Below are 11,510 nucleotides of genomic sequence, written 5' to 3' on the forward strand. Positions count from 1 at the left end.
CTTTACACAGAGTTGAGTTATTCAACGCCCCGTTGACGAATTCGACAGTGTGTTGATAGCGTGACCGCATGACTGAGCACCTCGACGTCGTCATCGTCGGCGCTGGCATCTCGGGCGTCAGCGCCGCCTGGCACCTGCAGGACCGCTGCCCGACCAAGAGCTACGCCATCCTGGAGAAGCGGGCAGCCATGGGCGGCACGTGGGATCTGTTCCGCTATCCGGGGATTCGGTCGGACTCCGACATGTACACGTTGGGCTTCCGGTTCCGCCCGTGGACCGAGCGCCAGGCGATCGCCGACGGCAAACCGATCCTCGACTACGTCAAGGGCACGGCGTCGATGTACGGCATCGACAAGCACATCCGGCTCAATCAGAAGGTGCTCGACGCCGACTGGTCCAGCGCGGACCGGCGCTGGACCGTGCGCATCGAGAACAACGGGGTGCCGGACACCATCACCTGTTCGTTCCTGTTCTTGTGCAGCGGCTACTACAACTACGACCAGGGCTATTCGCCGTCGTTCGCGGGGGCCGAGGACTTCACCGGCCCGATCATTCATCCGCAGCACTGGCCCGAAGACCTCGACTACGCGGACAAGAACGTCGTGGTGATCGGCAGCGGCGCGACCGCTGTGACTCTTGTTCCGGCACTGGCGAATTCGGGCGCCAAGCACGTGACGATGTTGCAGCGTTCGCCGACCTACATCGTCTCGCAGCCGCAACGGGACAAGCTGGCCGATCGGCTCAACCGCCTGCTTCCGGAAAAGGCGGCCTACACGGCGGTGCGCTGGAAGAACGTGTTCCAGCAGATGTTCCTCTACCAGGCCTGCCGCAGGTTCCCACAGCGGATGCGCAAGACGCTGCTGGGCTTCGTCGAGCGCCAGCTTCCGGAGGGCTACGAGGTGGAAAAGCACTTCGGTCCGCGTTACAGCCCGTGGGACGAGCGGCTGTGCCTGGTGCCCAACGGCGATCTGTTCCGCACGATCCGCCACGGCAAGGCCGACGTCGTCACCGACAGCATCGAACGGTTCACCCCGCGCGGCATCCGGCTCGCCTCGGGCACTGAGCTGCCGGCCGACATCATCATTACCGCAACGGGATTGAACCTACAGCTGTTCGGCGGCGCGACCGCCACCATCGACGGCCACGCGGTGGACCTGACCAAGACCATGGCGTACAAGGGCATGATGCTGTCCGGTATCCCGAACATGGCCTACACCGTCGGCTACACCAACGCCTCGTGGACGCTCAAGGCCGACCTGGTGTCGGAGTACGTCTGCCGCCTGCTCAACCACATGGACGACAAGGGCTTTGACACCGTCGTCGTCGAGCACCCAGGCAACGCCGTCGAGGAGCGCCCGTTCATGGAGTTCACGCCCGGTTACGTGTTGCGCTCGCTCGACGACCTACCCAAGCAGGGCTCGCGCACGCCGTGGCGGCTGAACCAGAACTACCTGCTCGACATCCCGTTGATCCGCCGCGGCAAGATCGATGACGAGGGCCTGAATTTCTCCAAAAAGCCTGCGGCGGTAGCGGTTTAGCTACCCGCCGCGACGATCACGATGCCGTCGTCGTCGCTGTAGGCGATGTCGCCGGGGACGAAGCTCACCCCACCGAGACTGACCTCGACGTCCCGCTCACCGTCGCCCGTCTTGGAGCTCTTACGCGGGTTGGTGCCCAGTGCCTTGATGCCGATTTCGATGCCGCGCAGGACGGCGGCGTCGCGGACCACGCCGTTGATGATCAACCCGGCCCAGCCGTTGGAGCGGCCCAATTCGGCGATGAGGTCGCCGACCAGCGCGCTGTGTAGCGAGCCGCCACCGTCGATCACCAGAACTCCGCCCGCATTCGGTTGCGAGAGAATCGATTTCAGCAGAGCGTTGTCCTGAAAGCACCGAACGGTGGTGATCGGCCCGGCGAATTGCGTGCGGGCGCCGAACTGGCGGAACTGAACGTCGCAGCTGCGTACGTGGGGTCCGATGCTGTCGACGAGGTCGGCGGTCGGCGTGAATTTGACGCTCATCAGCGGCGACGCAGCTGGCGGACCAGCAGGATGGCGAGCAGGCTGATCGCCAGCGCGACCGCGAGCGGCAGCGCCGATTGGCCGGGTGCCGACGGCGTGATGATCGGGGCGACCGGATTGTTGGCGTCGTCAACGGTTGATTTTGCTTGTGCCGCCGCATCTTTGGCTGCGGCCGTGATTTCGCCGTTGGATCCGGCCAGATGCTGCGGCTCGACCGGGGGCTTCGGTGGCGTGGGCGGCGGGCTCTTGGCAGGTGCCTTCTTGGCCGGGGCTTTCTTGGCCGGCGCCTTCTTTGCGGCTGCTTTTTTCGCAGGTGCCTTTTTCGCGGGCGTCTTCTTGGCCACCTTGGCGGGCGGCTTCTTCTCCGGGGGCGTCGGCCCCGGCGGCGGTGCGCCGTTGGGTGCGCTGTCCGGTTGATCCTGCGGGTCTGCCATGCGGCCGCTCCTTCGCAGCTTGGTCTCGGCCATTATCAGCGGCACTGTCAGCGCCACGAAAAACTACTCGAGTTCCATCATGCCAGGAGGCGCGACGCCGGTTCACCTGCCAAGACGGTCAGGGCCGCCGCCGCAGCGTCCACAGCGCCGCCCCGGCCACCAGTACCACCGCGGCCAGAACAAACGGCCAGATAGGGATCGCGCCGGCGATATTGCCTGCCGCGGCGGCGGGTCCCGGTGTTCCGGTCCCGGGCGCCGTCAGGCGAAACGACCAGGATCCGGAGACCACGTGTCCGTCGGCGGAGGTCACCCGGTAGTTCACGGTGTAGGTGCCGGCCGGCCCGAGCGGGCGCAGGCCGACGCTCACGACCGCACCCTGGACGCTGGTTTCTCCGGCTGACCACAAGTTTCCATCCGGACCCACCACGGTCATGGCCGCGAACGTGGTCTGCAGTCGTTCGTTGAACGTCGCGCTCACCCGCGCCGGGCCGGCCGCCAGGGCAGCGTTGTCGGCGGGCTCGGTGGACACGCGGTTGGCGTGCGCCGCTGCGACCGGCGCGTGCAGGGTCACGGTCAACGCCACGGCGGCCAGCAAGATGCCCGCCCGCGCGAGGACCGCGAGGCGCCTCATGTCCTTCGGCGGATGAGCACGAGACAGATACCCACGGCCGCCACGATCATGGCGGCGCCGCCCAGCAGGCGCGCGGCGTTGTCGGCCTGGCCGCCGTGCTCGGTCGGCGCGCTCGCGTGATGGTGCTCGTGCGCCGTGGCCGGCCCGGTGGCCAGGGTCAGCATGGGCACCGGATGCTCCGGTTCACCGCCGCCGGGCAGCGGCGGCTGATCCCACTTCACCACTGACCCGTCGGCGTAGGTCTGGGTGGCCGGGAAGCTGACGGTGTCGGTGTTGGGCAATTGCACGGACAGGCGAAACAGCGCGAACTGGTCCACCGGAATCCCACCGCCGGCGACCGCCGTCCAGGTCACCGAGTGCACGGTGCCGGACGCCGCGTCGCGGTCGAGCTTGGCCGTCCACCCGGGCATGGTCTCGGTCCGCGCGGAGGCGACGTCGGGAAGGACGATCGTCAGCGTGGTGGTCGCCGCACCCTTGTCCGACTCGTTGGGCACCTGGAAGGTCACCAACGCCGTGCCGCCGCGCACGGCGTTGTCGCTGCTGGCGTGCACGTGCGCCCAGGCCGCGGGGGTGAAAGCGGCCGAGCCGGCGTAGAGCGTGCCCGCTGCGGCAACCGCGACCAGCGCCCGCCACGTCCAGTTTTGCTGAAAGGGCATGTCAGTGCCCGGCTTTCAGCTCAGGCCGAGCCGGGCCATCAGGTCCGCCTCGATCCCGTCGAGCTGCGACGCGATGGCGGAGTGCGCCGCGCGCCGCCGCGGGGTGGGCATGTTTTCGGCCGCGGTGATGGCCGCCGACAGGTCACTGAGCCGCTCGACGATCGCGGCCACGAACTGGCGGGTCTCGGCGTCCTTGGGCTTGCGGTCCTGCACCTGCCGCAACGACTTCTCCGCCCCGGCGATGCGGGCCGACAGCTCGGCGCCGTGCCCGGAGAACTGCCCGATCTGGGCGAGGGGAATGCCGAGCTGGTCGGCGCGACGCTGGTCGATCAGCGCGCGCACGGCGGTGGCGCCCCGGTAGATCAGCGGCGTCAGGATGGGTGTGAGCAGCCGAAGCACGGTCAGCACGCGGCGAATGCGGGTGGGCGACAACAACTTTCCTTCCCGGGCCGCCTTCAGCTCGGCCTCGGCGACCTTCAGCGCCGTGCGGTCGGAGTCGCGCTGGGACCTGACCTGCGCTTGGAGCGCCTTCTCTGCGGCGCGACGATCGCCCTTGATGCGGCGAACCTCGTTTTTGGCGGACAGCTTGGCTTCCAGCTTTGCGCGGGCCTTGATCGCCTGGACCTCGGCACGGCGCGTCGCGCGGCTCTTTCGCTTGCGGAACAGGCCCATTGGAGGCCGCCTCCCGGTATCTCGTGGACTATCGCTCTCGCGCGTGCGCGATCCGTGGAGTCAACCCTAATCGGCGTACGCCGACAGCAGCCCAACAGGTCGGGCTGCATGACCGTCGGCGGCCTACGCGTCGAGGCGCTCCATGCGGCGCAGCTCGTTGACGCGCTCGACGATGTCCTGCTGGGCTTGCGCGGACAACCCGACCGCGCGCACCGCAATGCGGCGCACGCCGTCCTCGCGCACCGCCGCCAGCCACGCCAGCTCCTTGTCGAGCTTCTCGTAGTACTCGTCGTCGGTGAAATACGCCGGCTTGATCCGGAAGAAGTTGGCCAGCGCGGCCATGGTGGCCGACGACGGGTTGGTGCGGTTGCCCGAACGTAACTGCGACAGGTAGGGAGCCGACATTGTGACGCCCTCCGACTTGAGCGCCGCGATCACCTCTGCCGACGTGTGCGGCCCGCGACCGGGTGGATACACGGTGTCGAACAAGCGGTTCAGGCGAGCAGCGAACGTCGTGCTCATCGATATGACCTCCACTGGGCTGTAGAAGTGAACTATTACCTAGGTGTATTTGCTGACCATGGTACCGAGGGTTTCGGACCGCGACCGAGTGCAAAGGGAAGCGGGTTCGCTGAAGTCCCCAAGGAGGTTAGCTGAGTCCACACTCGACGAGCGTCCAACTAAATCACGCGAGTGTCCATAATGTGAGCGAAACTCACAGGTTATCCGCAGAAATGAACCCGCCGATCCGAAGCGAACGGGCGCCGCGCAAGAACCCGCCGAAGATATCGGACCCACGGTACCGGGTAGAGGTGCGCAACCATCGGGTGTCGGCAACTCGGCGCGAGCTGTATTTGCTGTCAGATGCAATCCGCACGTTGCAATCGGCTTCCGGATGCCTTGAAACAGCCCGCGGAGAGCTCTCTGGGGCCACTGCCGAACACGGCGGATCGAGGGGAGTGGTGCGGGCGAGCACCTTAGGAGACTTCCGGCGACCTCCCGGCGATCGAAGCGTTCGTTCGGCGCCGGCGCACCGTTTGCGCCCACGTCGCTGCAGCGGCAGCCAGCGCCACCGCCGAGGTGGCGGCGACGGCCGCGGGCCGCCAGCCGAGTGCGGTGTCGAGCAGGATCCACAGGCCGAACATCAGGAACAGCAGGCCCGCCAGGACATGCAGCAGCTGCCGCGGGAGGCGGCGGTGCAGCAACACCCCGACGCCGATCGCCAAACCATCCGCCAGCACCATGCCGATCGTGGAGCCGATCCACACGCCGAGCCAGTCGTGGCCGCTAGCGAGTGTGAGTGTGGCCAACGTCGTCTTGTCGCTCATCTCTGCGAGGACGAACGTCGAGATCACCGCCAGCAGCGCGAAGCGGGGCTCGGTTTCCGTCGAGACCTCGTCGTCGCCGCTGGTGCCCTCGCGCCAGGCCCAGAGGGCGAAGACGAGGAAGGCGACCGCGGAGGCGAACGCCAGCGGGCGGGCGGGCAGGGCGGCACCCAGGAAGTGCCCGACCGTAACCGAGACTCCGTGTGCGAGAAACGCCGCGATAGCCACCCCGGTCAGCACCACCCACCATCGGTAGCGCAGCGCGTAGGTCATGGTGACGAGTTGGGACCTGTCGCCCAGTTCAGCAAGGAAAACCACCCCGAGGCTTAGCAGTGTTGCGGCGAGCATCCTCTGACGACCTTTCGACACGTCGTCGACGACCTGGTGGTCATCGACATCGGTCGAAGGTCTCGCCCACCGGTCTGGTGGGACCGGTTCGTCGGCCGGGCTATGCGCCAGTATGTCGACACGACGATTGGGGGCTACTCCCCTTCGCTAACCGCACCAGGCTACCGGGCAGTTCTGGCGGGCGCCAGCAACGCCGGGAAGTTCGGGCACCCGTATTCATCGATTCGAGCACTGGACGATTCAGAGGTGAATTGCCTTATGCGGCAAGCAGCATTGCCAGGATCGCGGTATCAGGATGGCTGATGGGGTCCACCCCCACGCGGCTCACCATTGATGTGATGGTGCCGTCGGATTCGGCCTCTACCCACGCCGCTCGATGCTCTAATCCCAGATACGGTAAGCCAGGTAGCAACACGCATCCCGATGCCGCCCCACTGCATTCGGGCAACGACGGTGTGGTTTCCGACGGCGGGTGCAGCATCAGCAACGCGGGCGGCTGGCGTTCCGCGAAATAGCCCGGCTGAATGGCGGATTCACCGAATATGGTGCCCTCGGCCATTACCAGCCCGACGGTGTCCGGCTGGGGTTCGTCAGGCAGTTCCTCGCGGGCGCCGAATACCGTTGTGGTGGAGAGCAATCCGGGCAACGAGGCGACCCGGACCGCCACCATGAGCAACTGGGCCCATTCCTTGGTGGAATCGGGCCAACGCCCGGAAATCACAAACCCTTTAAGGGCGCCACGAGAATGAAAGGGAGCAACCCCAATAGGTTGACCCGACGCAGCTTCCATCTCGACCTCCCCGCGACGCGAGTTTCGAAATAACCACGTTGGTAGCCCGAATAGTTAAGAATGCCTGCGGGTTAGGCGCGTTGCAACTCGACACGGCCAGTAATGCGGGCAATCTTGACGGCCCATCGCGAGCCGGCGAAATCCTGGAGAAATGCGCAAGCAAAGCCGGGAAAAGCAAAGGCGCCGCGGATTATCCGCGACGCCTCAGCCTTGATCGTTGGTATCAGCCGAAGATCAGACCATTCGTCTTCGCGGTCGCGGCTTCGTATCGCGACTGGACGTCCGCCCAGTTGACGACGTTCCAGAACGCCTTGACGTAGTCCGCCTTGACGTTCTTGTACTGCAGGTAGAAGGCGTGCTCCCACATGTCGACCTGCAGCAGCGGGATGATGCCGAGCGGGACGTTGGCCTGCTGGTCGTACAGCTGGAAGGTCAACAGTCGGTCGCCCAGGCTGTCGTAACCCAGCACCGCCCAGCCCGAGCCCTGCAGGCCGTTGGCCGCCGCGCTGAACTGAGCCTGGAACTTGTCGAACGACCCGAACTGCTCGTCGATCGCGGAGCCGAGGGCGCCGGTGGGCTTGTCGCCACCGTTCGGCGACAGGTTCTTCCACCAGATGCTGTGGTTGACGTGACCGCCCAAGTGGAAGGCGAGGTTCTTCTCGTTCAGGAAGATCGCCGAGTGGTCTCCATTCGCGCGCGCCTCTTCGAGCTTGGCCACCGCATCGTTGAGGCCTTTGACGTAGGTGGCGTGGTGCTTGGTGTGGTGGATTTCGTTGATCTGACCGGAAATATGGGGTTCCAGCGCTGCGTAGTCCCAGTCCAAGTCGGGCAGGGTGTATTCAGCCACGGCATTCCTTTCTTCGATGATCAGGGTGATCGTCTTGACGGGCGTTCGCACGCGGTCGGCCACGCGGCAGCCTGACGTTATCAACCCTGCTCTAAGACCGCGCGCGCCGCAAGAACGATTGCGAGACGCCGCTGAACCGAATACCCCGTCGGCGTGACTTCAAGACAAGACGATGAGGGCGAGTACCCCGAGCAGTGCGAGGGCAATGAGGCCGGCGCGCAGCGCCGCGACGCTGTAACTCTGGTTCCACGCAGGCGAACCGGAATACGAGTTCGAGGGGCCCGGCGAACCGGGGCCGAACGAATGCGTCGCCATCAAGCGCCTTTCACCTAACCGTCCACCCCGCCGTAGTGAGGTGAATCACAACGACTTTCGTGATGGCGATCATAACGCGTTGTGATCAGGTTGAAAAATAAACACGCTCATCGGCCCGAGAGCTGCGGGTTTGCCCAAAACGCGATCATCGGGAGAGCGGTCACCGGGCGACCGGCCGACGAACCGGCACCACCGGGCAGGCGAGTGCTTAGTCCGGCAATACATTTCGCTCGCGGCCCCCGCGTAGACAGTCCATGGCAACAAATTGTTGGCCGCCGGTTATGCACAACACCAAGCGACCAACAGTTAGACGCAGTATTAATGACTCTCGTACCCGCTCGGCCACTGTGGATAAACCTGTGGAAACTGTGGATAGCCATAGTCAACTGTCCGCGTTGGCGAGTGATCGCCGAGAGGCCCCGATCGCGGCCCGCGCCGGGCCTGAATCGGTGTCAGGGGAGAGTCTGAATTCCGCGAACCCGCAACCGCTGATCCACACCGGGGGCGACGGGTCGCGCAGCAACCGCCGGCGCCGCGGGCGGGGCTACGCTGGTCCGGTGATCCAGGCGTGCTCCCAGTGCGGCACTCGGTGGAACGTGCGCGAACGGCGCCGCGAGTGGTGCCCCCGCTGCCGCGGGGCGCTGATGGCGCCGCTGTCGGAGGCGCCCTCGGCCGACCCGCGATGGAGCACTCAACAGCAGCGGGTTCCGGCGGGGCTGCCGGCCTGGCAACGCACCGCGCCCCGACTGCCCCCGGGCTTCCGGTGGATAGCCGTTCGTCCCGGCGCCCCGCCGCCGGCCCGGCGCGGCCGCCGGCCGCTCGGCCCTACCCCGCGCTACGCCGTGATCCCGCGCTGGGGCCTGGTCGATCGCGTCGAGCAGCAGGACCCCGCGGCCGCCGAAACATCGCGGCGCACCGGTCCGTCGCCGGCGGCGGTGCGCCTCGCCACGTTCGTCAGCGTGCTGGTGCTGTGCATCGCGGCCCTGGTGTACGTGGTGCGGTACGTGCTGTTGATCATCAACCGCAAGACGCTGCTGGACACCTGGGTGGCCATCGTGGCGGACTGGCTGGGCGTGTTGGCCAGCGTGGCGGCTTTCGCCGCGGTGATCGCCGCGGGCGTGCTGCTGATCCAGTGGCTGATCGCCCGGCGGGCCGCCGTCTTCGCGCATCACGGACTGTCCGAGCAGCGCTCCGTGCGGGCCCTGTGGGCCGGATGCGTTGTGCCGCTGGGCAATCTGCTCTGGGCCCCGGTGTACGTCATCGAAATGGCGATCCTGGAGGCCCACTACGCGCGGGTGCGGCGGCCGATCATCCAGTGGTGGATCGCGTGGGTGTTCAGCTACCTGGTGTCGATCACCGCCATGATCACCAGCTTCGCCACCGATGCCCAGGGCATCGCCGACAACACCGCCCTCATGGTGGTCGCCTACCTGCTGGCCGCGGTGGCCGTGGCCGCCGCCGCCCGCGTCTTCGACGCATTCGTGCGCAAGCCGGTCGAGCGGCCCGCCCACCGCTGGGTCGCGGTGCGGTCGGATCGACCGGCGGGCCCGGTTGAGCTGGAGGGGCAGGAACCGGCAGCATAGGGGTATGACGTCGGCCGACGAAGTGCTCGGCGGGCACCCCTTTGTCGTCGCCCACCGCGGGGCTTCCGCTGATCGGCCCGAACACACGTTGGCCGCCTACGACCTTGCCCTCAAAGAGGGCGCCGACGGCCTGGAATGCGATGTCCGGCTAACCCGCGACGGCCACCTGGTTTGTGTGCATGACCGCCGGCTGGAACGAACGTCGAGCGGCGCCGGCCTGGTCAGCACGATGACGCTGGCCCAGCTGCGCGAACTCGAATACGGCGCATGGCACGGCAGTTGGCGCCCGGACGGAACCCACGGGGACACCGGCCTGCTGACCCTGGACGCGCTGCTGGCCCTCGTCCTGGATTGGCAGCGGCCGGTGAAGATCTTCATCGAGACCAAGCACCCGGTTCGCTACGGCTCGCTGGTGGAGAACAAGGTGCTGGCCCTGCTGCACCGCTACGGCATCGCCTCGCCGGCCTCCGCCGACCGATCGCGCGCGGTGGTGATGTCGTTTTCGGCGGCCGCGGTGTGGCGGATCCGGCGCGCGGCGCCGCTGCTGCCGACGGTGCTGCTCGGTAGCGGCGCCCGGTACCTGGCCAGCAGCGCCGCCACCGCGATCGGGGCGACGGCCGTCGGTCCCTCGGTGGCCGCGTTGCGCGAATATCCGCAACTGGTCGATCGCGCGCTGGCTCAGGGCCGGTCCGTCTACTGCTGGACCGTCGACGAGTACGACGACATCGACTTCTGCCGCAGCGTCGGCGTGGCCTGGATCGCGACGAACCACCCCGGGCGCACCAGGGCGTGGCTGCAGAACGCCCGCACCATCGAGGACAGCGGCTAGCCCCGACGGGGCCGCTACTGCTGACCGTCGGGGGACGCGGGTACCGGCCCGTCGGACGCCAGCGCGTCGAACAGCTTGCCCGCCGCATCGTGGTCCCAGACCACCACCGAGCCCTCGTCGCTGCCGGTGAACGAACCGATCGGCACGGTCATCGTGGTGGTGCGCCCATGCAGCGCCCAGCCCAACAGCGCCAGGTCATAGATGTGCACGGCCTGGTCGACGGTCAGGGCAGCGGTGGCCGCCTTCGGCACCGAGTACCAGCGCCACGGGTTCAGCCACACGGCCGGGCTGCCGGCGCGGTGCAGCAGCGCGGACACGAACAGCCGTTGGTTGACCATCCGGTCCAGGTCTGCCCGCGGGGTGTCCCGGCTCCGGACGAACCCGAGGGCGTCGCGCCCGCCCAGCTGCTGGCAGCCGGCCGGCAGATCGATGCCCGCCAGGGGATCGTTGATCGGTGTGGTCGGGCACGCGGTCACCCCGCCGAGGGCGTCCACCACGGCCGCGAACCCGCCGAAGCCGATCTCGGCGTAGTGGTCCATGCGCAGCCCGGTCGCCAGCTCGACGGTCTGGATCAGCAGGGATGCGCCGCCCAGCGCGAACGCGGAATTGATCTTGTCCTTGCCGTGGTCGGGGATCGACACCAGGGAGTCGCGCGGGATCGACACCATGGTCGTCGGGTTGCCGGACCCGAACTGCGCCACGTGGATCAGCAGGATCGTGTCGGTGCGGCCGGTGCCGATGTCACCGCCGGTGGCCAGGTCCTGCTGTTGCTGCTCGCTGAGGCCCTGGCGGCTGTCCGAGCCGACGAGCAGCCAGTTCGTGCCGCGGCCCGGCGCGGGCCGATTGGGATAGTCGGTGAACACGTCCGCGCGGTGTAGCTCTTTGTCGACCCAGATGGCGCCGCCGACGATGCCGAGGCCGACGACTAGCGGGACGATCAGCAGTATCCGGGCGATCCTGCCGGCCCAGCGACGCACGCCGCCCTTGCGCTTCGGGCGCACCCGGCGCGGCGGCGTCGGCCGGGGCGGTGGCGCCGGCTCCGGGGGGCTCGGCGGTGGCG

At 67.3% G+C, this 11,510-nt stretch carries 14 protein-coding genes; 3 read left to right on the top strand and 11 right to left on the bottom strand.

The window, feature by feature from the left end; translation table 11 throughout:
- Nucleotides 1-68 precede the first annotated feature (68 nt).
- Nucleotides 69-1,538: a flavin-containing monooxygenase gene (locus tag MRAB57_RS08550; RefSeq protein ID WP_077087180.1), complete on the top strand. Its 1,470-nt coding sequence runs from the start codon at nucleotides 69-71 to the stop codon at nucleotides 1,536-1,538.
- On the opposite strand, the gene rraA is transcribed toward MRAB57_RS08550, so the two are convergent.
- The 10 genes from rraA to MRAB57_RS28770 form a co-directional block, all read right to left on the bottom strand.
- The gene (rraA, locus tag MRAB57_RS08555; protein ID WP_077087181.1) at nucleotides 1,535-2,020 is read right to left on the bottom strand and encodes a ribonuclease E activity regulator RraA; all 486 of its coding nucleotides are present in this window, start codon (nucleotides 2,018-2,020) and stop codon (nucleotides 1,535-1,537) included. The two genes, MRAB57_RS08550 and rraA, sit on opposite strands and share 4 nt — an antisense overlap.
- Nucleotides 2,020-2,454 (bottom strand): Rv3852 family protein, encoded by a 435-nt coding sequence (locus tag MRAB57_RS08560; protein WP_077090480.1) that lies wholly within the window; start codon nucleotides 2,452-2,454, stop codon nucleotides 2,020-2,022. The genes rraA and MRAB57_RS08560 overlap by 1 nt, the downstream gene beginning before the upstream one ends.
- A 118-nt stretch (nucleotides 2,455-2,572) precedes the next feature.
- Entirely contained in the window at nucleotides 2,573-3,085 is a 513-nt protein-coding gene (locus MRAB57_RS08565; RefSeq protein ID WP_077087182.1) for a copper resistance CopC family protein, read from the bottom strand.
- Nucleotides 3,082-3,741, bottom strand: a complete 660-nt coding sequence (locus MRAB57_RS08570) for a YcnI family copper-binding membrane protein (RefSeq protein WP_083743342.1) — start codon at nucleotides 3,739-3,741, stop codon at nucleotides 3,082-3,084. Before MRAB57_RS08570 ends, MRAB57_RS08565 begins: the two co-directional genes overlap by 4 nt.
- A 15-nt stretch (nucleotides 3,742-3,756) precedes the next feature.
- Nucleotides 3,757-4,413: a DUF6474 family protein gene (locus MRAB57_RS08575; RefSeq protein WP_077087183.1), complete on the bottom strand. Its 657-nt coding sequence runs from the start codon at nucleotides 4,411-4,413 to the stop codon at nucleotides 3,757-3,759.
- Nucleotides 4,414-4,536: 123 nt separating this feature from the next.
- On the bottom strand, nucleotides 4,537-4,935 hold the full coding sequence (locus tag MRAB57_RS08580) for a transcriptional regulator (RefSeq protein ID WP_077090482.1): 399 nt from the start codon (nucleotides 4,933-4,935) through the stop codon (nucleotides 4,537-4,539).
- A 455-nt stretch (nucleotides 4,936-5,390) separates the two neighbouring features.
- Nucleotides 5,391-6,086 carry a TMEM165/GDT1 family protein gene (locus MRAB57_RS08585; RefSeq protein ID WP_077087184.1) on the bottom strand — a complete coding sequence of 232 codons (696 nt, stop codon included), beginning with the start codon at nucleotides 6,084-6,086 and terminating at the stop codon, nucleotides 5,391-5,393.
- Between the two features lie 256 nt (nucleotides 6,087-6,342).
- On the bottom strand, nucleotides 6,343-6,876 hold the full coding sequence (locus MRAB57_RS08595; protein ID WP_077087185.1) for a peptidase: 534 nt from the start codon (nucleotides 6,874-6,876) through the stop codon (nucleotides 6,343-6,345).
- A 223-nt stretch (nucleotides 6,877-7,099) separates the two neighbouring features.
- The gene (locus MRAB57_RS08600) at nucleotides 7,100-7,723 is read right to left on the bottom strand and encodes a superoxide dismutase (RefSeq protein ID WP_077090483.1); all 624 of its coding nucleotides are present in this window, start codon (nucleotides 7,721-7,723) and stop codon (nucleotides 7,100-7,102) included.
- Between the two features lie 159 nt (nucleotides 7,724-7,882).
- Nucleotides 7,883-8,038 (bottom strand): hypothetical protein, encoded by a 156-nt coding sequence (locus MRAB57_RS28770; RefSeq protein WP_173813920.1) that lies wholly within the window; start codon nucleotides 8,036-8,038, stop codon nucleotides 7,883-7,885.
- Between the two features lie 557 nt (nucleotides 8,039-8,595).
- On the opposite strand from MRAB57_RS28770, the gene MRAB57_RS08605 reads away from it, so the two are divergent.
- Both MRAB57_RS08605 and MRAB57_RS08610 read left to right on the top strand, forming a co-directional pair.
- Nucleotides 8,596-9,621: a DUF4328 domain-containing protein gene (locus MRAB57_RS08605; RefSeq protein ID WP_077090484.1), complete on the top strand. Its 1,026-nt coding sequence runs from the start codon at nucleotides 8,596-8,598 to the stop codon at nucleotides 9,619-9,621.
- Nucleotides 9,622-9,625: 4 nt separating this feature from the next.
- A complete protein-coding gene (locus MRAB57_RS08610) occupies nucleotides 9,626-10,450 on the top strand; it encodes a glycerophosphodiester phosphodiesterase (RefSeq protein WP_077087186.1) in 825 nt (274 codons plus the stop codon).
- Between the two features lie 14 nt (nucleotides 10,451-10,464).
- Here MRAB57_RS08610 and MRAB57_RS08615 read toward each other — a convergent pair.
- Nucleotides 10,465-11,510, bottom strand: a 1,046-nt coding sequence (locus MRAB57_RS08615; RefSeq protein ID WP_245835877.1) for an LCP family protein, incomplete at its 5' end; no start/stop codon positions are given.

Origin of the sequence: Mycobacterium rhizamassiliense (assembly GCF_900157375.1) — a bacterium.
GTDB lineage: Bacteria > Actinomycetota > Actinomycetes > Mycobacteriales > Mycobacteriaceae > Mycobacterium > Mycobacterium rhizamassiliense.